General features: G+C 66.5%; 25 protein-coding genes. 20 read left to right on the top strand and 5 right to left on the bottom strand.

Features of this window, described 5'->3' with window-relative positions; genetic code table 11:
* Nucleotides 1-23: 23 nt before the first annotated feature.
* Nucleotides 24-1034, bottom strand: a complete 1011-nt coding sequence (locus tag LWE61_RS09860) for an LLM class flavin-dependent oxidoreductase (RefSeq protein ID WP_234149887.1) — start codon at nt 1032-1034, stop codon at nt 24-26.
* A gap of 140 nt (nt 1035-1174) precedes the next feature.
* On the opposite strand from LWE61_RS09860, the gene LWE61_RS09855 reads away from it, so the two are divergent.
* Together LWE61_RS09855 and LWE61_RS09850 are read left to right on the top strand one after the other, a co-directional pair.
* Nucleotides 1175-2221, top strand: a complete 1047-nt coding sequence (locus LWE61_RS09855; protein ID WP_234149886.1) for an AraC family transcriptional regulator — start codon at nt 1175-1177, stop codon at nt 2219-2221.
* Nucleotides 2222-2291: 70 nt separating this feature from the next.
* Nucleotides 2292-3068, top strand: a complete 777-nt coding sequence (locus LWE61_RS09850) for an SDR family NAD(P)-dependent oxidoreductase (RefSeq protein ID WP_234149885.1) — start codon at nt 2292-2294, stop codon at nt 3066-3068.
* A gap of 163 nt (nt 3069-3231) precedes the next feature.
* Here the strand turns inward: LWE61_RS09850 and LWE61_RS09845 are convergent, their stop codons facing one another.
* Nucleotides 3232-4392, bottom strand: coding sequence for a CaiB/BaiF CoA transferase family protein (locus LWE61_RS09845; protein WP_234149884.1), 1161 nt, complete (start codon nt 4390-4392; stop codon nt 3232-3234).
* Nucleotides 4393-4565: 173 nt separating this feature from the next.
* Between LWE61_RS09845 and LWE61_RS09840 the strand changes: the two genes are divergently transcribed.
* From LWE61_RS09840 to LWE61_RS09800, 9 genes are all read left to right on the top strand, one after another.
* Entirely contained in the window at nt 4566-5732 is a 1167-nt protein-coding gene (locus LWE61_RS09840; protein WP_326490630.1) for an acyl-CoA dehydrogenase family protein, read from the top strand.
* Nucleotides 5733-5856: 124 nt separating this feature from the next.
* Nucleotides 5857-6744 carry an HpcH/HpaI aldolase/citrate lyase family protein gene (locus tag LWE61_RS09835; RefSeq protein WP_234149882.1) on the top strand — a complete coding sequence of 296 codons (888 nt, stop codon included), beginning with the start codon at nt 5857-5859 and terminating at the stop codon, nt 6742-6744.
* Between the two features lie 2 nt (nt 6745-6746).
* Complete coding sequence (locus tag LWE61_RS09830) at nt 6747-8018, top strand: acetyl-CoA hydrolase/transferase family protein (RefSeq protein WP_234149881.1); 1272 nt, start codon at nt 6747-6749, stop codon at nt 8016-8018.
* On the top strand, nt 8018-8167 hold the full coding sequence (locus LWE61_RS09825; protein ID WP_234149880.1) for a hypothetical protein: 150 nt from the start codon (nt 8018-8020) through the stop codon (nt 8165-8167). Before LWE61_RS09830 ends, LWE61_RS09825 begins: the two co-directional genes overlap by 1 nt.
* Nucleotides 8168-8178: 11 nt before the next feature.
* The gene (locus tag LWE61_RS09820) at nt 8179-8946 is read left to right on the top strand and encodes an enoyl-CoA hydratase/isomerase family protein (protein WP_234149879.1); all 768 of its coding nucleotides are present in this window, start codon (nt 8179-8181) and stop codon (nt 8944-8946) included.
* A 64-nt stretch (nt 8947-9010) separates the two neighbouring features.
* A complete protein-coding gene (locus tag LWE61_RS09815) occupies nt 9011-9766 on the top strand; it encodes a pentapeptide repeat-containing protein (RefSeq protein ID WP_407696221.1) in 756 nt (251 codons plus the stop codon).
* A gap of 227 nt (nt 9767-9993) precedes the next feature.
* The gene (locus LWE61_RS09810) at nt 9994-10887 is read left to right on the top strand and encodes an SDR family NAD(P)-dependent oxidoreductase (protein ID WP_234149878.1); all 894 of its coding nucleotides are present in this window, start codon (nt 9994-9996) and stop codon (nt 10885-10887) included.
* Complete coding sequence (locus LWE61_RS09805; protein WP_234149877.1) at nt 10877-11437, top strand: nuclear transport factor 2 family protein; 561 nt, start codon at nt 10877-10879, stop codon at nt 11435-11437. The genes LWE61_RS09810 and LWE61_RS09805 overlap by 11 nt, the downstream gene beginning before the upstream one ends.
* Nucleotides 11438-11581: 144 nt before the next feature.
* On the top strand, nt 11582-12355 hold the full coding sequence (locus tag LWE61_RS09800) for a class I SAM-dependent methyltransferase (protein ID WP_234149876.1): 774 nt from the start codon (nt 11582-11584) through the stop codon (nt 12353-12355).
* A 228-nt stretch (nt 12356-12583) separates the two neighbouring features.
* Here the strand turns inward: LWE61_RS09800 and LWE61_RS09795 are convergent, their stop codons facing one another.
* On the bottom strand, nt 12584-12790 hold the full coding sequence (locus LWE61_RS09795; protein WP_234149875.1) for a hypothetical protein: 207 nt from the start codon (nt 12788-12790) through the stop codon (nt 12584-12586).
* A 171-nt stretch (nt 12791-12961) separates the two neighbouring features.
* Between LWE61_RS09795 and LWE61_RS09790 the strand changes: the two genes are divergently transcribed.
* From LWE61_RS09790 to LWE61_RS09760, 7 genes are all read left to right on the top strand, one after another.
* Complete coding sequence (locus LWE61_RS09790; protein ID WP_234149874.1) at nt 12962-14443, top strand: L,D-transpeptidase family protein; 1482 nt, start codon at nt 12962-12964, stop codon at nt 14441-14443.
* 6 nt (nt 14444-14449) lie between these two features.
* Complete coding sequence (locus LWE61_RS09785; protein WP_234149873.1) at nt 14450-14761, top strand: hypothetical protein; 312 nt, start codon at nt 14450-14452, stop codon at nt 14759-14761.
* 44 nt (nt 14762-14805) lie between these two features.
* Entirely contained in the window at nt 14806-15498 is a 693-nt protein-coding gene (locus LWE61_RS09780) for a murein L,D-transpeptidase catalytic domain family protein (protein WP_234149872.1), read from the top strand.
* 219 nt (nt 15499-15717) lie between these two features.
* On the top strand, nt 15718-17952 hold the full coding sequence (locus tag LWE61_RS09775) for an autotransporter assembly complex protein TamA (RefSeq protein WP_234149871.1): 2235 nt from the start codon (nt 15718-15720) through the stop codon (nt 17950-17952).
* Between the two features lie 20 nt (nt 17953-17972).
* The gene (locus LWE61_RS09770; protein ID WP_234149870.1) at nt 17973-22199 is read left to right on the top strand and encodes a translocation/assembly module TamB domain-containing protein; all 4227 of its coding nucleotides are present in this window, start codon (nt 17973-17975) and stop codon (nt 22197-22199) included.
* Nucleotides 22200-22205: 6 nt separating this feature from the next.
* The gene (locus LWE61_RS09765) at nt 22206-22421 is read left to right on the top strand and encodes a hypothetical protein (protein WP_234149869.1); all 216 of its coding nucleotides are present in this window, start codon (nt 22206-22208) and stop codon (nt 22419-22421) included.
* Nucleotides 22421-23503 carry a YihY/virulence factor BrkB family protein gene (locus LWE61_RS09760; RefSeq protein ID WP_234149868.1) on the top strand — a complete coding sequence of 361 codons (1083 nt, stop codon included), beginning with the start codon at nt 22421-22423 and terminating at the stop codon, nt 23501-23503. The genes LWE61_RS09765 and LWE61_RS09760 overlap by 1 nt, the downstream gene beginning before the upstream one ends.
* A 415-nt stretch (nt 23504-23918) precedes the next feature.
* On the opposite strand, the gene LWE61_RS09755 is transcribed toward LWE61_RS09760, so the two are convergent.
* On the bottom strand, nt 23919-24194 hold the full coding sequence (locus LWE61_RS09755) for an HU family DNA-binding protein (protein ID WP_234149867.1): 276 nt from the start codon (nt 24192-24194) through the stop codon (nt 23919-23921).
* Between the two features lie 130 nt (nt 24195-24324).
* Nucleotides 24325-25194, bottom strand: a complete 870-nt coding sequence (locus tag LWE61_RS09750) for an SDR family NAD(P)-dependent oxidoreductase (protein ID WP_234149866.1) — start codon at nt 25192-25194, stop codon at nt 24325-24327.
* A gap of 213 nt (nt 25195-25407) precedes the next feature.
* On the opposite strand from LWE61_RS09750, the gene LWE61_RS09745 reads away from it, so the two are divergent.
* Nucleotides 25408-26151: an alpha/beta fold hydrolase gene (locus tag LWE61_RS09745; protein WP_234149865.1), complete on the top strand. Its 744-nt coding sequence runs from the start codon at nt 25408-25410 to the stop codon at nt 26149-26151.
* A gap of 174 nt (nt 26152-26325) precedes the next feature.
* A complete protein-coding gene (locus tag LWE61_RS09740) occupies nt 26326-26931 on the top strand; it encodes a hypothetical protein (RefSeq protein WP_234149864.1) in 606 nt (201 codons plus the stop codon).
* Nucleotides 26932-26977 lie beyond the last annotated feature (46 nt).

Below are 26977 nucleotides of genomic sequence, written 5' to 3'. Positions count from 1 at the left end.
TCATCGTCCCGCCGCTCTTCCCTTCAGCGAAACGCGGGCGCAACCTCCCTCGCGAACAATTGCGCATAGGCCAGAAAGCGTTCGGCGGGCAGGCCGGGGGGCATCATCATCATGAAATGCTCGACGGGGATGCGGGACTGCATCGCCTTGAACTTGGCGATCGCCTGATCCGGGGTCAGGATTTCGAGGATGCCGCTGGCCTTGAACTTGTCCAGCGTCATCGGCGCGAGGAGAGGGGAGTCGAGGCCGATCGCCTTGTCCTCGTTGAGCCACGCGCCATAGCTGTTGTTCACATGATGATAATAGGGGGCCAGTTCCTCCATCGCGGCGGCGGGGTCATCGGCGACGGCCAGGAACAGGCCTTGGATGCGGATGCGCGCGGCGGCGGGATCCTTGCCCTCCTCGCGCAGCTTGTCGGCGTAGAGGCCGCACACTTCCTCGTTGCCGAAATAGCCGTCGGCATATCTGGCGACGCGGACCAGCGCCTTGTCCGCGAAACCGCCGATATAGAGGGGCACGCGCCCGCGCGGCGGTGGCGGCACGATGGTGGCGTTGGTGATGGTGAAATGCTTGCCCTCGAAGGTCACGCTTTCGCCCGCCCACAGCCGCTGGACGATGTGCAGAAATTCGTCGAAGCGGCTGCCGCGCCGGGTGAAATCGACGCCATAGCCCTCCGTTTCCCGTCGACGATAGCCGATAGCCAGCGCCATTTCGAGGCGGCCGTTGGACAGGATGTCGAGGATCGCGCATTCCTCCGCAAAGCGCACAGGATGATAGAGCGGGGCAAGGCCCACGGCGGAGCCGAGGCGGATCGTCTTCGTCCGCGCGGCGATGGCGGCTAGCGCGATATTGGGGGCGGGCATATAGCCGTCCTCCGCCCCATGATGTTCGGGCACCCACGCGCCGGTGAATCCCAGCGCCTCGGTCGCCACGACCGCATCCAATATGTCGGCATAGAGTTCGTGCCACGGACGCTGCCACTGCGCCGGATTCCTGAAATCATAGAGATAGCCGAACCTGATCTGGCCAGTCACATTGCTCTCCTGTCCTGCTGGCCGGTGCCGGTCTTTTGGGGCAACGGTCCTGTGCGCTGGACAGAAGGGTAGGTCCGGGGTGTGGGATCGTCTTGACTTTTGCCGACAGGGTGGCACGCCGGGGAAGAGCAGGAGATGGCATGACGGAGCAGGGTGACGACAGCGCCTTTGAGATGGTGCAGGCGCGGACGTTGGCGCTGTTCCCCGAACTGGTGCGCGACCTGGGTGGTGATCCCGATGCCATGATGCAGGCTGTGGAGATCGACCCGGCCACGCTGGATGGGGTGGAGCCGCGCGTACGGTTTCGCGCGATGATTGCCCTGCTGGAACTGGCGGCGGCGGAACTGGCCTGTCCCGATTTCGGCATGCGACTGGCAGTGCGGCAGCGGGGGGCGCAAGTGTTCGGCCCATTGGGCGTGGTGATGCGCAACGCGGCTACACTGGGCGCTGCGCTGCGTTATGCCGCGACGCATATGCAGGCCTATAGTCTTGCGGGTGCGATGCCGATGGAGCGCAACCGGGAAAGCCGCCGGGTCTTTGTGGGGATGGACTTCCTCCTCGATAATGTGCCGCTGTGCGCGCAGGCGGTGGAGCAGGTGCTGTTGCTCGCCCATCTCAACGCGGTCGAGATTACTGGCGGTCGAGCGCGGGTGCGGCGGGTGTATCTGCGCTATCGACCGGTGTTGCCTCTGCGCGTCTATCGCCAATATTTCGGATGCGAAGTGCTGTTCGACCAACAGGTCAACGGCATTGTCTTTACCGAGAAGGACATGGCCGCCCCGGTGGTGGACAGCGATGCGGAGCAGCACGCCGCCGCCGCGCGCCATATCGAGGCGGCTTTCCCGGACACGCTGGCGCCGATGCATGCGCGGGTGCGGGGGCGGCTGATGCGGCATTTGGGCTTGTCGGATTGCGGTATCGGCCAGATTGCGGACGCGCTGTGCCTGCATCCGCGCACGCTGCATCGCCGATTGCAGGCGGAGGGCAAGACGTTCGAGGAGGTCAAGGACGAGGTGCGGCGGGATGTGGCTCATTATTATCTGGCCCGAACCGATATGCCGGTCACGCGGATCGCGGAGAAACTGGGCTATGCGGAGACGTCGGTGCTGTCGCGCAGTTGCCAGCGGTGGTTCGGCGCATCGCCCCGGCGGTTGCGGGCGCAGGTGCGGGACGGCGGTCCTGCTTGATCTCGACGTGGACGGTCCGATGCGTCTATTGGCCGTGCAGTTTTTCGGATGTTGAAGAGAGGATGCTCCCATGAAGACGGCCATCATTACGGGTGCGGGCAGCGGTATCGGCCTGGCGACGGCGAAGATGCTGCATGCCGAGGGGCTGGCGATCGTCGGCGTAGGCCGCGATACCGCGAAGCTGGCGGCGCTGGAGCAGGAACTGGGCGGGACCGAGCGACTGCTGACCATCTCCGTCGACGTGACCGCCGACGATGCGCCGCAGGCCATCGTGCAGGGCGCGCTGGAGCGCTTCGGGCGGATCGACCATCTGGTCAATAATGCGGGCGTAGGCAGCCCCAAGCCGTTGCATGAGACGGACGACGCCACGCTGGACGGCTTCATCGACATCATGCTGCGCGCGCCGTTCCGGCTGTGCCGCGACGTGGTGGTGCATATGGCTCCGGGGTCGAGCATCGTGAACGTTACCTCCACCTTCGCCATGATTGGCGGACGGCGTGGCGGTGCCTATTCGGCGGCCAAGGGTGGCCTGAAGTCATTGTCGGAACATATGGCGTGCGAATATGGGCCGCAGGGCATCCGCACCAACAATGTCGCGCCGGGCGTGACGATGACCGACATGGTGCGCCACCGTTTCGAGGATGAGGGCTTCAAGCGCGCCAATGTGGAGACAACGCCCTATCCGCGTTTGGCCGAGCCGGAGGATGTGGCGAGCGTCATCGCTTTTCTGTGCCTGCCCGGCAGCGAGATGATCAACGGCCAGTCGATCGTGGTCGATGGCGGCTGGACGAAGACCAAATATCTCTCACCGCGCGCGATGACGAGCGTGTGGACCAGTGCAGAATGATTGTGCCGGGGGAGGCGTTGGCCTCTCCCCGGCATCTAGGCACAGGTCCGGCTGGCGCAGGCGTGGATCGCTAAGGGTCCAGCGATAGAAAAGCATATGATCGAACCAGACCCCGACCTGCACCGGGATGACGATAAAGGCCGAAGATGCCGATGAACGCCGGTCAGGCGTCGTTGGCGGCGAGTCCCAGTTCGGCAAGAATTTCCGCCGTATGCTCGCCCAGATGCGGGGTCGGTCCCTGCACCTTGCCGGGGGTGGCGGAGAACCATGTGGGGACGCCGGGAAAGCGGATCGGGCCTTCCTTCGTCTCCACCGTTTCAAAGAAGCCGACGGCGTTGAGATGCTCGTTGTCGAACAGTTCGTCCGTAGTGCGCAGCGGCGCGGCGGGGACGTGCAGTTCCTCCAGCAACTCCAGCCATTCCTGTGTCGTCTTTTCGAGGAAGGTGCCGCCGAGCAGGCCGTAGACCTCGTCGATCCGGGCGGCGCGCTTGGCCAGCGTGTCGAACTCGGCGGTCGCCCAGACGGGCTTCACGGACTCGACAAAGGCGTTCCAATGCTTGTCGTTATAGACGAGCGCGGCGATATAGCCGTCCTTCGTCTTGTACGGCTTGCGGTTGCGGGCGACGACGCGGTGATAGGCCGCAGGGCCGAGTGGCGGCTCGAACAGCTTGCCGGAGGCGTGCTCGGCCAGAACGAAGGACGCCATCGTCTCGAACATACCGACTTCCACTTCCTGCCCCTCGCCGGTGCGTTCGCGGTGGAATAGGGCCATCATGGTGGCATAGAGGCCGGTGAGCCCCGCCACTTTGTCGGCGATGATGGTGGCGACGAAATCGGGCTTGCCGGTCATCAGTCCCTGCAAATGGGGCAAGCCGACCTCCGCCTGGATCGTGTCGTCATAGGCGGGCTTGTCCCCGTCCGGGCCACGCCGCGAATAGCCGTAGCAATTGGTGTAGACGATGTCCGGCTTGATCGCCTTGACTGCCGCATAGTCGAAACCCAGCTTGGCGATCGCCTTGCCGCGCATCGAGTGGATGAAGACGTCGGCGGTGGCGATCAGGGCGCGCAGGACATCCTTGTCCTTCTCCACCCGCAGGTCGAGGACGACGCTGCGCTTGCCGCGGTTCACATTCATGAAGACGCCGCCAAGGTCGGGCGTGGGGCCGGCGTTGATGAAGCGGGTGTTGTCGCCGGCGGGCGGTTCGATCTTGATGACGTCCGCGCCCATGTCGGCCATGATCTGCGTGCCATAGGGACCGAAGACCATGCTGGTGAGGTCCACCACCCGAACGCCCGAAAGCGGTCCCTGCTTCTTGCCCGTCATGTGAATCTTTCAAGTTGCACAACCGAATGGGTGTTTTCGCTACCCCATCCCGCAGCGAAAATCCATTCGTATTTCGGTCTAGTGAACGGTTATCGGCATGAGAATTGTTGTGCGGGCGGGGCGCGACTGCTATGGCGGCCGGGATTTCAGACCAGTCAGGCGAGGGCAGCATCGTGGAATATGCGTTCACAGAGGACCAGCAGAACATCCGCGATGCGGTCCTGAAACATTGTTCGCAATTTTCCGACGAATATTGGCTGGCGCAGGATCACAAGGCGGAGTTCCCCTTCGATTTCTACACGTCCATGGCGGACGCGGGCTGGCTGGGCGTGGCCATGCCGGAAGCCTATGGCGGCGCCGGGCTGGGCATCACCGAGGCCGCGATCATGATGCAGGCGGTGGCGGAGGCGGGCGGCGGCATGACCGCCGCGTCCACCATCCATGGTCCTGTCTTCGGGCTGGAGCCGGTCGCCCTGTTCGGCACGGAAGAGCAGAAGCAGCGGATGATTCCCCCCGTGCTGGCGGGTGAGGAGAAGATGTGCTTTGCGGTGACGGAGCCGAACACCGGCCTCGACACCACCAAGCTGAAAACCTTCGCGAAGAAGGTCGACGGCGGATACCGCGTCAATGGCGAGAAGATCTGGATCACCAACGCGCATGTCGCGGACCGGATGCTGCTGATCGCGCGCACGACGGCGCTGGAGGATGTGAAGAACAAGACGCACGGCCTCTCGCTGTTCTACACCAAGCTGGACCGCGCCCATATCGAGCATCAGATCATCCCCAAGATGGGCCGCCATGCCGTCGGGTCCAACATGCTGTTCATCACCGACCTGTTCATCCCGGAAGAAGACCGGATCGGTGAGGAAGGGCAGGGCTTTCGCATCCTGCTGAAGGGCCTGAACCCGGAGCGTATCCTGCTGGCCGCCGAGTCCGTGGGCATTGCGCGCAATGCGCTGGCCCGCGCCGCCCGCTATGCCAAGGAACGGATCGTGTTCGACCGGCCCATCGGCATGAACCAGGGCATCCAGCACCCGCTCGCCAAATGCTGGATGCAGGTGGAGGCCGCCAATCTGATGGTGATGAAGGCCGCGACCCTGTTCGACAAGGGCGAGGAGTGCGGCGTGGAGGCGAACAGCGCCAAATATCTGGCCGCTGAATTCGGGTTCGAGGCATGTCACACCGCCATGCTGACGCTGGGCGGCATGGGCTATGCGCAGGAATATCATGTTGAGAGGCTGACCCGCGAGATACTGATCCCGCGCACCGCGCCTGTCAGCCCGCATATGATCCTGAACTTCATCGCGGAGAAGGTGCTGGAATTGCCGAAGTCCTATTGAGGGCAGCCCTGCCGGTTCGCCCGGACCCCGTCGCAGGGCGAAGGGTGGCGGATGTGGCGGGGCTTGCCAAATCAACATCCCTGTTGGATGGGCATGCGACGGTTTCAGGAAGGAATGCACTATCATGGCAGCACAGGTCGAAGGTTTCCGCGCGCGCTCCTGGCTGTTCGCGCCGGGCGACAGTGAGAAGAAGATGACCAAGGCGATGGAGGGCGTAGCCGACATCGTCCTGATCGACCTGGAGGATGCCGTTGCGCCGGAAAACAAGATCGCGACGCGCGCCACCGTGCATGATTTCATCAAGGCGAACCCGGCGCAGCGCGAGCGGCTGTGGGTCCGCATCAATCCGTTCGACGGCCCGTACACGCTGGGCGACCTGGCGGCCGTCATGCCCGCCAACCCCGGCGGCATCATGCTGCCCAAGGTGTATAGCCGGGCCGAAGTCGAGAAGCTGGACCATGTGCTGTCCGCTCTGGAGGTCGCCAATGGCATCGAGGAAGGGTCGACCAAGGTCATCGTCCTGATCACCGAGACGGCGGAAGCGATGTTCCACACCGGCAGCTACAAGGGCGCGCCGCGCGTCGTGGCGCTGACTTGGGGCGCGGAGGATCTGGCGGACAGCATCGGCGCGTCGTCCAACCGCAATCCCGATGGCAGCTACAGCTTTACCTATGAACTGGCGCGCAGCCTGACCGTGCTGGGCGCGGCGACGGCGGGCGTGACGGCGATCGAGACGATTTCGGCGGACTTCAAGGATCTCGACGCGCTGCGCAAGCGGGCCGAGGGCGTGCGGCGCGATGGCTTCCGGGGGATGCTGGCCATCCATCCGGCGCAGGTCGATGTCATCAACGCGGCCTTCACCCCGACCGAGGCGGAGATTGCGGAAGCGCAGGAGATCGTGGACGTCTTCGCCGCCAACCCAGGGGTGGGCGCAATCGGGTGGAAGGGCGGTATGCTCGACCGTCCCTATCTGTCGCGCGCGCAGCAGTTGCTGAAGCAGGCAGGGCGGTAATCATGGGCGCAGTGGTGGACGCCGCCGACCTGGACCTTGGCCGCTATCTGAAGGCGGGCGACCGCATCGTCTTTGGGCAGGCGTGCGGCGAGCCGACAACCCTGGTCGAGGCGCTGATCGCGCAGGGCGGGGCGATCGGCGGGCTGTCGGCGTTCATCGCGACGAGCTTTTCGGGGCTGTTCACGCCGGACAGCGCGGGCAGTTTCGCGCTGTCGTCCATGGGGGCCATCGGTCAGTTGCGGTCGATGACCAAGGTGGGCAAGTTGTCCATCATCCCCGCCCATGTCAGCCAGATCGGGCCGTTTATCGAGGCGGGGATCATCGGTTGCGACGTGGCGATGATACAGGTCAGCCCGGCGGATGCGGATGGCAACCACAGTTTTGGCCTGATCGGCGACCATACCCGCGCGATGGTGGACAAGGCGCGGGTCGTGATCGCGGAGGTCAACGATCAGGTGCCCTATGTGCCGGGCGAGCGGATCAAGGGCAGCGCGATCGACGTGGCGGTGCCGGTGTCGCGCACGCCGGTGGAAGTCGGCGCGCCCCGGATCGGCGCGACGGACGAGGCCATCGCCGGGTTCGCTGCCGCCTATATCGGCGACGGTTCCTGCATCCAGACGGGCGTGGGTGCGGTGCCCGATGCGATCTTGCGCCTGCTGGGCGACCGGCGGGATCTGGGCGTGCATAGCGGTATGCTGGGCGACGGGCTGGTCGAACTGGTCGAGGCGGGAGTCGTGACCAATGCGCGCAAGGCCATCGACCGGGGCATGTCGGTCAACGGCGCGTTCATCGGCACGAAGCGGCTGTATGACTGGGCGAACGGCAACAAGGCGGTGCGGCTGTGCAGCACGGCCTATACCCATGATGCGGCGGTGCTGGGTCAGTTGGAGCGGCTGGTCACGATCAACAGCGCGCTGGAGGTCGACCTGACGGGTCAGGTCAACGCCGAGCAATCGGGCGCGGCCTATCTGGGCGGCACGGGTGGCCAGGTGGATTTCGTGCGGGCGGGCGCGCGCTCGCCGGGGGGGCGGTCGATCATCGCCCTGTCCGCGACGGCCAAGGGCGGGACGATCAGCAAGATCGTGGTCGATCTGGCGGGACCGGTGACGACGGCGCGGTCCGACGTGGACGTGATCGTCACCGAATTTGGCGCGGCGGAGCTGAAGGGCCAGACGCTGGCGGAGCGCACGCGCCGCCTGATCGCCATCGCCCACCCGGACTTTCGCGAGGAACTGGACCGGGCGGCGCATGTCATCCGGCAGCGTGGGTTTTGATGGACGGAGTCAGGAAGCCGGCAGCCGCGCCGATGCGCCGGTCGCACCATGTCCATTATTCCGCCGCGTCGCGCCGCAACCTGTGGTGGCGGGTCGCCGACGATGCCCCGGTGTCGCCGCGCCTGCGCGTGAACCAGTCCGAAGGCTGAAAGGAAAGTCCATGAGCGACGCCGTCCTGTTCGATGTCCGCGAAGACGGCATCGCCATCATCACCATCAACCGACCCGAACAGCGCAACGCGCTGGGGCGTGAGGTGCGTGAGGGGCTGCGCAGCGCATGGGAGCGATTCGAGGCCGACCCGAAGGCGCGGGTCGCCATCCTGACCGGTACGGGGGAAAAGGCGTTCTGCGCGGGTGGCGACCTGAAGGAAATGGTCGAGACGGGGATGCAGGTGCCACCGCGCGACATGTTCCCGCTGCCCTATGACACCATCGAACTGACCAAGCCGACCATCGCGGCGGTCAACGGCGTGGCCTTTGCGGGCGGGTGGATGATCGCGCAGGCATGCGACCTGTGCGTCGCCAGCACGGCGGCGAAATTCGCGATTACCGAGGTGAAGGTGGGCCGGGGATCGCCCTGGGCTGCGCCGCTCATCAGCATGATCCCGCAGCGGATCATGATGGAGATCATCCTGACCGGCAAGCCGATCACGGCGCAGCGCGCCTATGAGATCGGCCTGGTCAACAGGCTGGCGGAGCCGGAGGCGCTGATGGAGGTGGCCCTCGCGCTGGCGCAGGAGATATTGGAGGGCGCGCCGCTGTCCGTGAAGGCGGGGCGCGAGACGGTGATGCTGGCGACCGAGATGGGCCGCGGCGCCGCGTTGCAGGCCGCCCGCGCGGCGCATGAAGCGACGTACAAGAGCCATGACGCGCAGGAAGGCCCCCGCGCCTTTGCCGAGAAGCGCAAGCCGGAGTGGACGGGGCGCTGAACCGGCAGCGGTCATGACGGGTCGAAGCGATAGGCAGCCATCGTCCCCCCGGCTATGAGGGGGCATGACCGACGATCTGTTTGCCGCGCGCCCTGTTGCCGATCCGCCCGCCCCTGACCCCGCCGCCCCTGACCCCGCCGCTCCTGACTCCATGGTGCGTGGGCAAGCGCTGACCCGTGCGGCGGTGCAGGCGCTGGCCGCGCAGCCGGGACCGCGCCATCTGGTGGAGTGCGACGGCGACGAGGTGGACTTGTCCGACCTCGACCTGTGGGGCTGGACGTTCGAGCGTTGCTCCTTCCGCCGGGCCAATTTCAAGGCCGCGCGGCTGGAGGGGGTGAAGTGGCAGGGGTGCCGCGGGGCCTTCGCCGATTTTTCGGCGGCGGACCTGACCGACGCGCTGTTCACCGCCTGCGATTTCAACAATGGCCTGTTCCGCCGGGCGATCCTGAACGCCGCCGTCTTTACCGGATGCAAGCTGACCGGGGCCGACCTGTCGGAGGCGCGGATGCTGCACGCCCGGTATGAGGAGACATTGCTCATCAACGCCCGGCTGCCCAGCCAGAGCTTTCTGAAGCAGGTGCTGCGCAAGGTGGATTTCGGGCAGGCGGACGTGCGGAAAAGCGATTTTCGCCATGCGGTGTTCGAGGATTGCAGCCTGCGCGACGCGCATATGGTAGGATGCCGGTTCGAGGGCGCGGATTTGCGCGGGGCGGACCTTGGCGGTTTGCGGCTGGTCGATGCGGCGCTGTTTCGCGGGGCGACGATCTCCCGCGAGCAGGCCGGGCAGTTGCTGGGCGAACTGGGGCTGAACGTGCGCTAGAGCCGTTTCCGATCCGATCGCATCGGACCGGCTGCTCTGCATTATTGGTTTGGCGCGTTTTCCGAGTTCGCAGGGGATTCTACCGGCTTGGAAAGCGCGCCAGGGCGCGGCAATTTGTCCGAAAAGGTCAAGTCCCGTCCGGCGACGCTCTGGCACCAGATGGCGGTACGCGCGCGGATGCCATAGGGTGCGCGACTCACCGGATTTGAACAAGACAGGACATCGGGATGGGATCGCTTACAGGCAAGGTAGCCGTCGTCACGGGATCGAGCCGGGGCATCGGCCGGGGCATCGCGCTGGTCCTGGCGGAGCAGGGCGCGACCGTCTATGTGACCGGGCGCACGGTCAATCCCGGCGATTATTATCTGCCCGGCACGGTGGGCGAAACCGCCGCCGAGTGTAGCGAGCGTGGCAAGGCCGAGGGCGGATCGGGCATCGCCGTCGCCTGCGACCATGGCGACGATGCGGCGGTCGCGGCGTTGTTTGCAAAGGTGAAGGCGGAGCAGGGTCGGCTCGACATCCTCGTCAACAATGCCTTCACCCTGTCCGACGACCTGCTGGAGCCGAAGGGGTTCTGGGAAAAGCCGCTGTCCAATCTGGAGATGTGGGACGTGGGCGTGCGGTCCAACTATGTCGCGGCCTGGCATGCGGCGCAGATCATGGCGCCGCAAAAGTCGGGCCTGATCGTCGCCATTTCCGGCTTTGCGGCCGTGACCTATACCTATGGCACAATATTCGGCACGTCCAAGTCGGCGGTGGACCGCATGGCGCGCGACTTCGCCATCGAGCTGGAGCCGCACAATGTCGCGTCGCTGACCCTGTGGCAGGGCCTGACCCTGACCGAGAAGGCGCAGGACAATCTGGCCAAGATGGGCGACAAGATGACCAAGTCGATCACCAGCATGCAGGGCAGCACGGTGGAGCATCCGGGTCGCGTCGTCGCCGCGCTGGCCGCCGACCCGGACATCATGAAGCGGTCGGGCGCGGAATATATCACCGCCGAACTGGCGCAGGACTATGGCCTGACCGATGTCGATGGCGCGGTTATCGCGTCGGCCCGCGCATCGCGTGGCGACCCGATCTGGAAGCCGATTGCGGAGGTCAATTATCGTGGCGCATGATCGCGACCGGGACGCGCGGATCGACGCGCTGCTGGACCGGCAGGGCATTTATGACTGCCTGACGCGGATGCAGCGCGGCACGGACCGGTTCGACAAGTCGCTGTTCCTGTCGGCCTTTCACCCCGACGCGATCATCGCAGCGGGGCCGTTCGTGGGCACGGCGGACGAACTGTATGACTGGTCCGCCCAATTGCAGGCGATGATGCACAAGGGCACGCTGCACAGTCTGCTGAACCATCATTGCGAGCTGGACGGCGACACGGCGCATACGGAGACCTATTATCTCTATATCGCGGCCAACCCCGACGACACCAATCTGCTGGCGGCGGGGCGCTATATCGACCGGTTCGAGCGACGGGACGGCGAATGGCGGGTGGCGGCGCGCAACACGGTGATCGAATGGTCCATCGTGCAGCCCGCGCTCGACAATCCGCTGACCGCCGTGCCGGGGATCAACGACAATGGCGTGGTGGCGCGGGGGCCGGAGGATATTTCCTACATCCGGCCGTTCCTGAACAAGCGCGATCGTTTCGTTCCGCCATTGGGGTGAGGGTTTCGGCTCGGCGGCTGACGCAGGAACGCCTGATCGGATCGGGATGCGGCCGGGATAAGGCCGGCGCGCGGATCGCGCGGCCTGCATTGTTCTCCGCCGCCAAAGAGTTGCGTATGCAGAAGGCCGTCCTGATAAGGGGGCATGACGATCGAGACACCGCCCCCGGCATCGCCCGCCCCGCGAAACTGGTTCGCATCCGGCGGGGAAAGCTATGCCCGCTATCGCCCGACCTATCCCGACGAACTGCCCGCCTTTCTGGCCGGGGCCGCGCCGGACAGGGCGCTGGCGGTCGATGTGGGCTGCGGCAACGGGCAGTTTACCGCGCAACTGGCGGCGCATTTCGAGGCTGTTGTCGGGCTGGACTCCAGCGCGGACCAGATCGCCCATGCCGCGCCCCATGCCGGAGTGCGCTATGCCTGCGCGCCCGCCGAGGCGCTGGGGCTGGCGGATGGATGCGCGTCGCTGGTGACGGCGGCGCAGGCGGCGCACTGGTTCGACCTGTCGCGCTTCTATGCCGAGGTGCGGCGGGTGGCCGCGCCGGGGGCGGTGGTGGCGCTGGTCAGCTATGGCGTGCCGGTCTTCGATGGGGAGATAGCGGCGCGTTTCGGGCAATTTTACTGGGAGGAAATCGGCGGATACTGGCCGCCGGAACGACGGCTGGTCGAGAGTGGCTATGCCGGGATCGAGTTTCCCTTTGCCGAACTGGCGTGGCCTGCGATGACGATCCGCCGCGCATGGGACCTGGCGGCGTTTATGGGCTATGTGTCCACATGGTCCGCGCTGCGCCGGGTGGAGGAGGCGGGGCAGGGGGTTGTCGTCAGCCGCTTCGGCGAGGATATGGCGCGACTGTGGGGCGATGCGGCGCGGCTGCGGCCGGTCGAGTGGCCGATCACGATGCGGCTGGGGCGGGTTTGACCGGCGGCGGTGGCTCGATCGAAGGGCTGCTCTTCCTCTGGCACCGACCCTCATAGAGCCGTTTCCGATCCGATTGCGTCGGACCGGCTGCTCTACGTCTTTGGTTTTGCGCGTTTTCTGGGTCAGCCGGTGATTCCACCTGCCTGAAAAACGCTCCAGGCAAGAGTGATCCTTCGACAGGCTCAGGACGAACGGAGCGAAAGACGGGCGATGCGTCGCCCGCCCCGGTCAGGCGTCGGGCAGCAGCGCCTGCAACTTGCTCATCACGGCCTGGATACGCTCGGCGGCTTCGGTGAAGGTCTTCACATCCTCGCGATTGTTGTTGCCGCGAGCTTCCTTCGCGGACTCCAGATAGCCCTCCATGTCCGTTTCGAGGGCGTCGACGAGAATTTCGACCTCGTCCTCGGACAGGGTGAGCTTGATGGGCTTGGACATGTGATTCCCCATGATTGACAGGCGATATGACGTGGCAAGCGCCCTACGGCAGGGGGCGGGGCGGATGCAACCGCGAAGAGCGCACGGCGGCGCGGCCCCGAAACGTTACAATATGTTGGAAGGGGCAAACAGGGTTTGAACGTGGGGCCAACGGCCGGTAGAGAGGGGCCAATGGCATTTCGTTCCCACTCCATCGCCCTGACTTCGGCGCTTGCATCCGCGATGCTGGCGTCATCCCCGCTGTTCGCGCAGCCGGAATCGATCCTGCCCGCGCCTGCGCCCGGCGTGCCGGTCGCGCCGCCCGCCGTGGCGCCGCCGTTGCCGGTCGTGCCGCCGCAGCCGCTGCCCAGGGTGAGCGAATCGCAGGCCGTGCTGCTGCGCGGCTGGCTGGCCGATGGCGCGCGGCAGGGGCTGACCAGCGGGACGATGAAAAGCTATGCTGGCCTGTCCGGCGATGCGCTGGTGCGCGCGGCGCTCGATCGGGCGACGGCGTTGCGCCGTGGCCGTGTGGATACCGCCGACTTTCTCCAGGTATGGGCGCTGCGCCCGGCGGCGTTCGACCCGCTGCCCGGCTTTACGGAGGCGGTGCGCGCCGACCGGCTGCCGCAATGGACCAACAGCCTGACCCCGCGCTGGGCGGGCTATGACGGCCTGCGCGTCGGCCTCGCCAAATATGAGAAGATCCGCGATGCGGGCGGGTGGAAGGCGCTGACCGCGCAGTCCCCGGCGGCGGATGTCCGCGCCCGGCTGAAGCTGGAGGATGATGCGGTGTCGGCGGGCGAGCCGCTGTCCGCCGCGATCCAGCGGGCGCAGCGCCGCTATGGGCTGGAGCCGACGGGCACGCTGGGCGCGCGGACGCTGGCGGCGCTGAACGTGCCGGTGCGCGACCGGGTGGCCGCGATCATGGCGAATATGGAGCGGTGGCGCTGGCTGCCCGCCGAACTGCCCGTCGACCGGGTGCAGGTGAATATCGCCGCCGCCGTGGTGAGCGTGTTCGAGGGTGACAAGGTCGCGATGACGATGCGCGGCGTGACCGGCAGCGTGGGCAATGAGACGCCGATGCTGACCTCCACCATCCACAGCATCGTCGTCAATCCGCCATGGAACGTGCCCACGTCCATCGCCAAGAAGGAACTGTGGCCCAAGGGGCGGGCGGCGCTGGCGCGGCAGGGGTACAAGATCGTCAAGACGCCCGATGGCGGCGAGCGCATCGTGCAGCCCGCCGGGCCGGGCAGCGCGCTGGGCCGGTTGAAGTTCGACTTCGACAATCCCTTTGCCGTCTATCTGCACGACACGCCGTCGCGCGCGAAATTCTCCAGCTATGACCGGCTGGCGAGCCATGGTTGCATCCGGCTGGAGCGGCCGGTGCCGCTGGCCGACCGGATGCTGGAGGGATCGCCCGCGCTGGCGAGCGCGACGGTGCAGGATCTGATCGACACGGGCAAGACGCAGCGCGTGTCGCTGCCCAAGCCGGTCAGCGTCTATCTGCTCTACTGGACCGCCTTTGCCAGCGCCAATGGTACGCTGAACTTCCGCGATGATCCCTATGGCTGGGACAAGCTGCTGGCCGACAAGATCGACGCCTCCACCAATCGCGCGCTGGCCCCGGCTCCCGGACAGGCCGCCGCGCCGACTATTGCCTCGAAGGACTGAAGACCCATGCGTATCCGCTATCCGCTCGGCGCGTTTGCCGCGCTGCTCGCCCTGTCGGCCTGTGGCAAGAAGCCGGAGGAAACGCCGGTTGAGAATGACATCGTGGTGAACGAGGTCGAGAATGTGACGGACGCGCCGCCGCCGTCCGTCGTCCTGCCGGAAGAGGATAACAGCGCCAAGCCGGTGGAAAACAAGGTGGCGCCGCCCGAAATCAGCGAGCAGCAGCAAATGCAGGACGATGCCGAGGCGACCGGCATGACCAGCCGCCTGCCCGACGAGGATGCGCAGCCGCCCCTAGCGAGCGGCACGCCGCGATAAGCGCCGCCACTGGATTTGTGTCGGCCGCGCCCCACATTAACACCATGAAACGCCGCGATTTCGTGCGATATGGCCTGTCCGTTCTGGGTATGGCGGCCACATCCTCCTCCACGCTGGGGGCCAGAAAGGCCGGGCTGATGCCGGTCGTCCCGCCGCCACCGCCGACTCCTCCAGCGGCGCCCGCGCCGGTCGTGCCATCCGCCGCCCTGCCGGGGATTGCGACGCGCGCGGAACTCGGCCCCTTGCTGGACCGGGCGCGCGCCGCGCTGGACACGCACAAGGACCGGCTGGTGCTGCGCGATCGGGTGGCGCTGGCGGACTTCAGCAAGGGGTCGAAGGAGCATCGTTTCCATATCGTCGACCTGAACGGCGGGCAGACGATCAGCTATCTGGTCGCGCATGGCCGTGGGTCGGACCCGGAGCATAGCGGTTTCCTCCAGAGCTTTTCCAACGAGCCGGGATCGCTGGCGACGTGCGAAGGGGCGTTCCTGACCGGGGAACGCTATGTCGGCGTGCATGGCGCGTCGATGCGGCTGGTCGGGCTGGACCCCACGAACGACAACGCGGATATGCGCGCCATCGTCGTGCATGGCGCACCCTATGTCAGCGAGGACCATATCGCAGCATGGGGCAAGGTGGGGCGCAGCGAGGGATGCTTCGTGGTCGCGCCGCACCTGATCGGGCAGGTGCTGGACCTGCTGGGGCCGGGGCGGCTGATTTACGCTGCGAAGATATAGGCGCGAAGATATAGGGTTTGATTGCAGGGTGGCGGACATAATCCTGCATCCGGTGTGAACGTCGCGAAACCTGCGCGTCGCTCATGCGTTACCCACCCCGGCGCATCATAACCGGAGGATCGATCCAGCCGGGTGACAGGGTTCCGCGCCGCAAGGGGGTATTGCTTGGTTTTGGGTTCTGCCGGGCAGTTCGGGTCTGGGTCGCGGGGCAAGCGACATATGCTTTTGCTATGCTGTGCGGGGTCGGCGATTGCCGTCGCCTGGCCTGTTCATGCGCAGGAGAAAGCCGGCGTCGCGCCCGCGCCGGTCGCGAATCCATCCACGGCTGCCCCGGTCGATGCCGTCCCGGTCGATAATAGCCCGATCATTCCCGATGCGGAGTTCGACGCGGCCATTCCCGCCATCGATACCGACCCGAACGCCCCCATGGGATCGGTCGCCGACTGGCAGGCGCAGCAACGCAAGCTGGATAGCGAGACAAAAGCGAAGGATTCGCGCACCGGGGTGGCGGCCATCCCAGCCGGGCAGGATGGCACGGCGACCGAGACGCTGGCCGATGCGCCGGTGAACGACCCGGAGATCGACGCGCCGCTGGTCCCGCTGGCGGGCTTCGACGTGGAGCCGTTCGACGAGAGCCGCTACACCGAGGCGGAGGAGAGGCCGACGACCACGACCACCACCTATCGCTATCGGGTGGAGGGGCTGGACACGCTGTCCGACGCCAGCGCGGTGTCGCCCATCGACGGTGGCGACATATTGGGCCTGTTCGGCGACCTGTCCGCGCTGGAGGATGGCGACGGCAAGGCGGCCAATGGCGCGATGATCAACGCGCGCATGACGGAGGATGCCAAGCTGCTGACCGACATATTGTCGGGGCAGGGCTATTTCGACGCGACGGTCAGCCCCAGCCTGCAATTGCCGGAGGAGGGGAGCAAGGACGCGATCACCGTCATCCTCGATACGGTCGCGGGGCCGCGCTATGCGCTGGGCACGGTCGCGTTCGATGCGGGGCCGGTGGTGCCGGGCGACCTCATCACCCGCGCTTTCGTGCCCAAACCGGGCGAGCCGATCGTGGCGGAGCGCATCCTGTCGGCGGAGGCGAATGTGGCGGTGGTGCTGCCGCAGAATGGCTATCCCTTTGCCAAGGTCGGGCAGCGTGACATCCTGCTCGATGCGGCGACGCGCACGGGGGATTACACCCTGCCCGTGGCGACGGGACCGCGCAGCAGCTTTGGCGACATCGTGCCGACCGGCAAGAAACCGGTTTTCGGCGCGAAACATGTCGCGACCATCGCCCGGTTCAGGAAGGGCGAATTGTACGACAGCCGCAAGGTCGACGACCTGCGGCAGGCGCTGGTGGCGACGGGCCTGTTCTCCGTCATCGCCATCGAGCCGCAGGCGACCGGGACGGCGGTGGGCACCGACGGCGTGGCGGGCACTGATTATGCCAATCTGCTGGTCAAGCAGGAGGCCGGTCCGGCGCGCACGCTGGCCGGGCAGGCAGGCTATGGCACGGGCGAAGGCTTCAAGCTGGAGGGAAGCTGGACCCACCGCAACCTGTTCCCGGACGAGGGCGCGCTGATCGGCAGCCTGACGGCGGGCACGCAGGAGCAGGGCGCGGGCGTCACCTTCCGCCGTTCCAACGCGGGCAGGCGCGACCGGACGGTGGAGTTCGGCGTCAATGCGCTGCACAGCCGTTTCGATGCGTTTGAGGCGTTTACGGGCCGTCTGTACGGGCGCATCTCCTATGACAGCACGCCAATCTGGCAGAAGAGATGGACCTATAATTACGGGTTCGAGTTGCTCGGCACCAATGAGCAGGATTATGATTTCGCGGCGGGTTTGCGGCGTCGGCGGACCTTCTATGTGCTGTCGCTGCCGGGTGAGGTGAAGTTCGACACGTCCAACTCGCTGCTCGACCCGACCAAGGGTTTCCGCCTGTCGGCCAAGGTCGCGCCGGAGGGCTCGCTGGGCAGCGGCGGGCAGATTTATGGGCGCGGCCTGTTCGAGGCGACGGGCTATTACCCCGTGTCCGACGGCATCGTGCTGGCGGGCCGGGCGCGGGTCGGCACGATCAGCGGCGCGGCGCGCGAACAGATCGCACCGTCGCGGCGCTTCTATGCCGGTGGCGGCGGATCGGTGCGCGGCTTTGGCTATCAGGAATTGGGACCGAAAGATCCCGATGCGCGGCCCATCGGCGGGCGCAGCCTGGTCGAGGCGGCGGCGGAGGTCCGCTATCGCTTCGGCAATTATGGCGTGGTCGGGTTCCTGGACGCCGGGCAAGTCTATACCGGCAGCGCGCCGACGTTCAGCAACCTGCGCTATGGCGTGGGTGTGGGCGGGCGCTTCTACACCAATTTCGGGCCGATGCGGCTGGATGTGGCAACGCCGATCAACCGGCAAGCGGGGGAATCGCGCGTGTCGGTCTATATCTCCATCGGGCAGGCCTTTTGATGGCGGGCGAGGAACAGGACATGGTCCCGGCGCCGGTGGAAACCACGCCCGCACCGCGCGCGCACTGGGGACGACGGATCGCCATCGGCATCGCGGGCGTGATCGCTTTCCTGCTGGTCGTGGTGGCGGGCGTCTATCTCTGGCTGGGCACCGACAATGGGCGCGGCTTCGTGGCGCGGCAGGTCGCGGGGCTGTCGTTCGACAATGGCATGACCATCGGGATCGACAGGATCGAAGGGTCGATATTCGGCGCGATGCGGATCAGGGGGCTGGCGATCCGCGATACCAAGGGCGTGTTCCTGACCGCGCCGGGGGTCGACCTCGATTGGCGGCCACTCTCCTATGCCCGCAATCATCTCGACATACGCTCGCTGGTGATACCGGAGGCGCGGCTGTATCGGACGCCATTGTTCAAGGCGGTGCCGCCGAGCGAGGGGCCGCTGCTGCCCGACCTCGACATTGACGTGAACCGGCTGGAGATCGGGCGGCTGGCCATAGACCCGCCGGTCACGGGTCAGCGTCACCTCGTCAGCCTGTCGGGGCAGGTGCATATCGCCGACCGGCGGGCGCAGGTGCGGGCCGATGGCCGGGCGCTCGTGGGACCGGGCGTGGCGGGCGGGGACCGGCTGGCGCTGGTGCTCGACGCGGTGCCGGAGGCGAACCGGCTGGACATCGACCTCAAGGTCAACGCCCCGGCGAAGGGACTGGTCGCGGGGTTCAGCGGCATCGCGCAGCCGATGGACGTGGCGCTGACCGGCAAGGGTGACTGGGCTGCATGGAACGGGCGGCTGAGCGGGTCCGTCGGTGCCGACCGGCTGGCCGACGTCGCGATCGCGGCGCGCCACGGGGCGTTCGCGGTCAAGGGCGATACGCGGCCCGGCCTGTTCCTGACCGGACCCGGCCGCAACATGCTGGAGCCGGTGACGAAGATCGACCTGAAAGGGCGGGCGCAGGACCGGCGCGTGCAGATTTCCGGCGGCGTCGCGAGCGACAATTTCACCTTCAACGCGCAGGGGCTGGTCGACCTAGGCCAGAGCAGCCTGCGCGACCTGAAGCTGGATTTCCGCCTGCTGAAACCCAGCGTGATCGCGCAGAACCTGACCGGTAATGCGATTGCGGCGGTGGCGACGCTGAACGGCAGTTTTGTTGCCCCTAACGTGACCTATGCCGTCAACGCCCAGTCCATCGGGTTCAGCGGGACGGTGGTTCAGGGGCTGGCGGTTTCGGGCAGTGCGGCGCTGGACAAGGACCAGTGGCGTATTCCGGTCGATGGGCGCGCGGCGCGCATCACGGGGATAGAGAGCGTCGCGCCGCTGCTGACCAACGTCCGGCTGAACGGCGATTTTGCCTATGCCAAGGGTCGCCTGCTGTCGGACAATATGAAGATCCGGTCCGACCGGATCGACGCGACGGCGGTGATCGTCGCGGATATGAACACGGCGCTTTATACCGGCGCGCTGAACGGGCAGGTCAATGGCTATCAGGTGGAGAGCGTCGGCATCTTCAACCTGTCGACCAACATGGACCTCAAGACCGGGGCGAACGGCTATTTCAAGCTGGGCGGGCGGGTGACGGCGCGCTCGACGCGGTTGCTCAACGATGGGATCAAGGGCTTTCTGGGCGGCAATGCGCTGATCGTGGCGGATGTCGGCTATGACAGCAATGGCGTGGCGAGCATCGATCGGCTAAACGTCGCCGCGCCGTCCTTCCGCATGAGCGGGGGACGGGGCAGCTATCGCAGCGACGGGGCGATCCGCTTTACCGGGCGGGGCAGCAGTGACCAATATGGGCCGCTGGGTGTCGATGTGACCGGCACGGTGGCGCGGCCTGTGGCGCGCATCGCGGCGGCGCGGCCCGGCATGGGCATCGGGCTGGCCAATGTGGTCGCCACGATCACCGGCGCCAACAATGTCTATGCGGTCAAGGGCCGCGGCGACAGCGACTATGGCCCGTTCAACGCCAATGTGGCGGTTGCGCTGGGCCGTGCGCTGGTCGTGGACGTAAAGCCGGGCACGGATTTCGCGGGTGTCGGCATGGTCGGGCGCATCGTGCAGACGGGCGCGGGGCCGTTCAGCGGGACGCTCAACGCCCATGGTTCCGGGATCGACGGGCAGGTGATGCTGTCGGCTTTCTCTGGCAAGCAGCGCGCGGTGGTGAAGGCGACGGCGCGCGACGCCAGCCTGCCGGGCACGGTCGGTTTCCGGGCGGATCGGGCCATCGTGGACGCGGACGTCATCCTCTATGACCAGCCGCAGATCGTCGCGGACGTGCAGGCGGCGGGCGTGCGGATGGGCGAACTGACCATCGCGGGGGCGCGGGCGAATGTGAATTATCGCGGCGGCAACGGGCAGGCGAAGCTGCTGGTCGAGGGGCGCACCCGCTATCCCTTCCGCATGGCCGCCAATGCGCTGTTGCAGCCGAAACTGTGGCGGCTGGCGCTGAACGGGCGCTTCAACGGCATCGACCTCGCCACCAAGGGGCCGATGCGGGTGATACCGGAGAAGGGCGGCTATACGCTGTTGCCCGCGACGATCACCACGGCCAGCGGCAAGACGGGGCAGGGCGCGATCCAGCTTGCGGGGCGCTATGGCCGGGGGATGGAGGTGCAGAGCCGCCTGAACGCCGTCAATCTGGCGCTGCTCAACCCCTTCATGCCGGGCCTGGGCCTGGGCGGGGTGGCGACGGGCAGCCTGGATTTCGCACAAGCGGCGCCGTCTGCCTTCCCCAGCGCGGATGCGCGGATGACGATTACCCGCTTCACGCGGACCAGCCTCGCCTCCGTCTCGCAGCCGGTGGATATTCACCTCGTCGGGCGCCTGTTGCCCGATGGCGGCAATGCGCGGGCGATTATCCGGCGGCGCGGGGCGGCCATCGGGCGGATGCAGGTGGATCTGAAGCCGTTGCCGCCCGGATCGGGACCATGGATGACGCGGCTGATGGCGGCCCCCCTGTCGGGAGGCCTCCGCTATAACGGCCCGGCGGACACGCTCTTCTCGCTGGCGGCGCTGCCCGACCAGAGTTTGAAGGGGGCGGTCGGCGTTGCGGCGGATTTTTCCGGTAGGCTGGCCGCGCCGCAACTGACGGGCGTGGTGCGGGCCAACAATCTGATCTACGAAAATGCCGCCTATGGCACGCGATTGACCGACATGAAGGTGCAGGGCCGCTTCACCAACGACCGCTTGCAGGTGGAGAGCCTGACCGCGCGGGCGGGTGCTGGCACGGTCAGCGCCAAGGGGTTCGTGTCGTTGAGCGCGGAGCAGGGCTTTCCGTTGCAACTGGGCCTCGACATGGACCGGGCGCAAATGGCGAGCGGGCAGGATTTGGCGGCGCAGGTGACGGGACAGATCAAGGTGGTCAACGGCCCCAACCAGCCCGCGACGGTCAGCGGACGCATCACCCTGCCCGAAACCCGGTACAAGATCGTGCGGCAGGGCAGTGCGGAGGTCGCGACGCTGACCGGGGTGCGGCGTAAGCCGGTGCCGGGGCGTGAGCGTATTTCCGGCGCGCCGGAACCGATCAGCAGCCTGCCGTCGAACTGGGCGCTCGACCTGGACGTGGTGGCGCCGAACAAAATCTATGTCAGCGGTATGGGGCTGGAGTCCGAATGGGCGGCCGACATCCATATGGGCGGGACCAGCGGCGCGCCGGTCATCACCGGCGGCGTCGATCTGGTGCGCGGCACGCTGGGCTTTGCGGGCAAGAGCTTCACCCTGTCGGAGGGGCGCATCCGCTTCAACGGCGGCGACATGTTCAACCCGGACATTCGCATTGTCGCGTCGGGCGATGTGGAGGATGTGACGATCGCCATCACCATCACCGGGTCGGCCGGCGATCCGCAGATCGTCTTCTCCTCCACGCCCAGTCTGCCGCAGGATGAACTGATGGCGCGCATCCTGTTCGGCAGTTCGGTGGGCGAGCTGTCCGCGATACAGGCGGTGCAGCTGGCGTCCTCGCTCAACAGCCTGCGTGGGGGCAAGGGTGGCCTCAACCCGCTGGGCGTGCTGCAAAGCTCTACGGGCATCGACCGGCTGCGCGTGCTGGGCGCGGACGAGAAGACCGGGCGGGGAACATCCGTGGCGGTCGGGCAGTATATCACCAAGGATGTCTATGTGGAGATCGTGACCGATACGCGCGGCTACACGCAGACCCAGTTGGAGATCGCCCTGTCGAAGGCGTTGTCGCTGCTGAGTTCGTCGGGCAGCTTTGGCGGCCAGAGCGTGAACCTGCGCTATCGCAAGGATTATTGACGAACCATGCCGCCACGTTCCGCCCTCCTTCCGTTGATGATCCCGTTCTGCCTGCTGGCGGCCTGCGACCGTACGCCCAGTTTCGAAAAGCGGTATGAGGAGCAGACGGCGACATTGAAGGGATCGGCCAACAGCATCGAGCGGGAGCTCGCCAATCAGATCAGCGGGGCGGACGCCGCCGCACGGGCGGAGCGGGAGATTTCCAATGCGGCTGTGCCCTGATGACTGATCCGCAGGATGGACCGATGGAGGGCGCAGCGGTCGCCCCCGCCACCTTGGACGCCGTGGCGGAGACGGTGCCCGGTGCGATGGGGAGCAGCCCGCTGGCGCTGCCCCGCGCCGCATGGTGGGCCATCGTCAAACGCGTCTATGTGATGACGGGCTTCCATAACCTCAGCCTGCTGGCGGCGGGGGTGGCTTTTTACGCCTTTCTGGCGTTCGTGCCGCTGATCGCGTCCATCGTGCTGCTCTATGGGCTGGTCGGCGATCCGCAGACGGTGGCGCAGAGCATCGACCTGCTGAAAGGGCTGGCGCCGTCGGAGGTGCTGACGATCCTGCGCGACCAGTTGCTGGCCATCGTGACCAGCAGCAAGACGGCGCAGGGCTTTGGCCTGCTGCTGGCGATCTTCGTCGCGCTGTATGGCGCGATGCGGGCGGCGACGGCGATGATCGCGGCGCTGAACATCATCAACGAGGAGCCGGAAACGCGCAGTGTCTTTCGCACCACGGCGGTCGCGGCGCTCATCACCATCGGCATGGTGGGGGTTGCGCTGGTCGGGGTGCTGTCCATTTCCGTCTTCACCTATGTCAGCAATTTTCTCGCGCCCTGGCTGGGGACGGGCACGGCGCTGCTGATCCAACTCGCCACATGGGCGTTTGCCGGGGCGCTGGTCAGCTTCACCTTCGCCATCTTCTTCCGCTACGCGCCGGACCGGCGGGCGGCGAAATGGCGGTGGCTGTCGGTGGGGTCGGTGCTGTCGACCCTGTTGTGGGTGGCGATTACGGCGGGCTTCGGATTCTATGTGTCCGACATATCCGATTATAACGCGACCTATGGATCGCTGGCGGCGGTCGTCATCTTCCTGATGTGGCTGTTCCTGTCCGCCTATGCCGTGCTGATCGGCGCGGAGGTCAATGCGGAGATGGAACGGCAGACGATGGTGGACTCGACCGTCGGGCCGGACCGGCCCATCGGGCAACGCGGGGCGGCCATGGCGGACAGCGTGGTGGTGGACGAGGCGAGCCGGGCGCTGCTGGAGAAAAAGCGTCAGCGGGAATCGCGGCGGAAGGCGAACCGGGTCTAAGGCAGGGTCTAGAGCGTGATGACGTTAGATTGACCCACCTCGTCATGGCGAGCGTGGTGAGCCGCAGGCGGGCGACGCCCAACCATCTATTGCAGCGCTCATGGGGTTTGCTCCGCTGCGCTCTCCATGACGATTCAAGGCAAAGTCACCCTGGAGTTCGCCAGGCGCGGTGTTAGGGGTTATTGATCCGCGAGAAGGAGCGCAGGCGGCAGGGCCAGCGCGGGCGGCAGGGCGTTCCCCATGTCCGGCGTCGGGCCGGGAGGCCTCATACGGGCTGTGCCGTCAGGCAGGCTGTTCGGGGCGCTGTTCGGAAGGAACCGTCACAGGGCCACCGAGACAAGTCGTATTATGTGTCCGAAAGGGGCAGGCCATTGCCGGGAAGCCTGGTAGCCTCCGACAATGGCCGGTGTCCCCATCAGCCGTTCAGCTTGTCCTTCACGGCCTTCGCAGGCGTGAAACCGAGCTTCTTGGAGGCTGCGATCTGGATCGTCGCGCCGGTGGCCGGGTTGCGGCCTTCACGAGCGGGCGTGTCCTTGACCTTGAACTTGCCGAAACCGTTCAGCGAGATTTCCTCACCCTTTGCAGCCGCGTCGGCGATGGCGGTGAAAACGCCGTCAACCAGCTTGCGGGCATCGGTCTTGGTCAGGCCATGGGCAGCAGCCAGGCTGTCGGCAAGATCGCTGTTGTTCATAAGATCAGGCTTCCTTTAATTGATGAGGCGGCTTGGCTAGCGTGCCTTTGCGGGAACGTCCATCACCCAGACGCCCCTAAATGCCTTCATTTGGTGGTTTTTTATGCTTACCGCCGCCGAAATGCGCTCTTTATCGGCCGGTGTGGGCGACGAGGCGCTGCGACTCAGCCCAGAATCGCTCCACGACCGCCTTGTCTTCGGTCAGCGGATTCGGCGGGCGGACCTGCCGCTGGAACCAGTAGGCGCCGCTGGTTTGGGCCGCTTCCGGGGCATCGGCGAGCCAGACCAGCGTGTCGGCGCCCTCGACTTCGGTGAACTTCTGGATGTCGCGCGTCCGCTCCTGCGTGTCGGTGGGGGCATAGGTGAAGAAGTTGGAATCCACCGGGCCGGGGTGCACGGCATGGGCGACGATGCCGTCGGCCGCCAGCCGATCCGCCAAGCCGCGCGTGAACAGGACATTGGCCAGCTTGCCGGTGCAATAGGCCAGGCCCGTGCTCCAGTTCTCCAGATTCTGGAGATCGTCCAGATTGATGGCGGGCACCATCTCGCTGGCGTCCGACGCGGTGTTGAGGATGCGGACGGTGCCATGCGGCTTGCCCGCGGCGGCGGCGCGCAACAGGGGCAGCAGCCGGTCGGTGAGGAGGAAGGGGCCGAGATGGTTGCCCGCGAAATTCTGCTCCAGCCCCTCCGCCGTCATCACCAGCCTGTCTGTCATGCCGCCGGCATTGTTGACCAGCAGGTCGACATGGTCGGTCAGCCCGGCAATATCCTGCGCCAGCCGCTCCGCCTGCGCCATCAGCGACAGGTCGGCGCGCAGCAGGACGCCCGCGCCGCCGGGCGAGGCCGCGCGCACTTCCGCCTCCGCGAGAGTCGAGCGGGCGGGGTCACGGCCGGTGCCGATCACGCGCCAGCCCTGCGCCGCCAATGCCAGGGCCACCTGCTTGCCGATGCCGCTGCTGGCCCCCGTGACCACGGCGACCCGTGCTTTTGTCGATGACATTCGGCTCTCCTGCTCTTCTCTCAATCGCGATGGGCTATCATCCGGTCGCTCGCCCGTCCTGCCGGAACCGCGCGGTGCGCGCGCCATTCTGGCCAGTCATGTCGTAACTGGCCCCGTTCGGACAGTCCACCGCATAGGCACCCCGGCATGGATGCCGTCCAAGGGGCGTGATAGGGGCATGAGACAGAGACACGGGATCGGGAGAGGGCTGCAATGGGCGCGAATTTCATGTTCCTGCACGGTGGCGGGCAGGGCGGCTGGGTATGGGACCGGCTGATCAACGCGCTGCGCCTGCAATCGGGCGAGGATGGCGGTGCGTTGAGGGCGCTGGACGTGCCGGGGTGCGGGACCAAGCGCGGGCGGGATACCAGCGCGCTGGATTTCGACGGGATCGTAGCGGAACTGCTGGCCGATATCGAGGCGACGGGCCTGCGCGACATCGTCCTGGTGGGCCATTCGCAGGCGGGCACGGTGATGCCGAAACTGGCGGCGGCGCGGCCCGGCCTGTTTCGGCGGCTGGTCTATGTCAGCTGCTCCTCCCCATTGCCCGGCGTGACCGTGCCTGAGATGATCGGCAAGGGGGTACAGGGGCAACATGCGGATCAGGTCGGCTGGCCGGTCGATCCCGCCACATCGACCCGTGACGAGCGGTACAGGCCGATGTTCTGCAACGACATGGACGAGGGGGAGACGGTGGCGTTGCTGGCGCGGCTGGATGGGGATGTCTGGCCGACAAGTTCCTATCTGGCGCGCGACTGGTCCTACGACCATCTCGCCACGGTGCCGACCAGCTATGTGATATTGTTGCAGGATCAGGCGCTGCCCGCAGCGTGGCAGGAGCGTTTCGCGGAGCGTTTCCACGCCGACCGGGTCATTCGCATCGACGCCGGGCATCAGGGCATGATGACCCGCCCGCATGCGCTGGCCGAAGTGCTGATCGCCGAGGCCCGCGACTGAGGCGGTTGCAGTACCATGCCGTGGCCGGGCGGAATGGCTCGACCGGGCGATGCGTTCTCCCTACAGCCGTGGCAGAGGCTCATCCTCGCAGACGGGAGCTTCCCTATTCCGGCATCGCTGTCCCCCTTGTCCATCGGACTGCACCCCAGCCTTGCCCGGAACGGGGCAGCGGCGGTGAGCGAGCCGTTCGCGGTGCGGCTAGCGACGGTGCGGCGGGGCGCCCTGTTCGTCGCCAGCGGGTGCCAAGCACCGGGCGGCGGCATGGGCACGACCGTGACAGGCCCCTATCGCGCCAAGGTGATCGGTAACAGCCTGCGCGAACTGGACCGTTTCCTGAACCTGCTGGCGGATGAGGTGGGGCGCACCATGGCCCGCTCCGCCGCCGACATGGGGGCGATCCGGCGCGAGCATAATACGGCGAACAAGATACGTGGGCTGCGCGGACGGCGCGGACTGGCCAGCCCGGACCATGACCGGTTGCGGGCATTGGGGCGCAGCCGCGACTGCATGGTCCATTGCGACGGGCTGGTGAAGCGCGGCGACGGGCCGGATGCGGCCTATCTGACTTTAGGCTGGACGGCGGGGGGCTGGACGCAGGGCGTTGGGACAGAGGGTGGCGGGTCAGGTGCCGGGTGCCGGACGACAGGGGAACCGCCCGCCGGCCTGCCCCTGCTGCGCGCGGGCGTGGGGGAGCGGATCGAGGTCACCCGGCTGTCCCTGATCGACGTCGGGGAATTTTATCTGGCGGCCGCCGCTGCGCTGGTGGCGCTGCGCGGGTAGGGCGCTTTTGCGCGGGCGGCTTCCCTATGCAAGGCGCGAGGGAAAC

It is taken from the genome of Sphingobium sufflavum (assembly GCF_021403115.1).
Taxonomy (GTDB): Bacteria; Pseudomonadota; Alphaproteobacteria; order Sphingomonadales; family Sphingomonadaceae; genus Sphingobium; species Sphingobium sufflavum.
The sequence above is the reverse complement of the archived record's forward strand: the minus strand, read 5'-3'. Positions and strand labels throughout refer to the sequence as shown.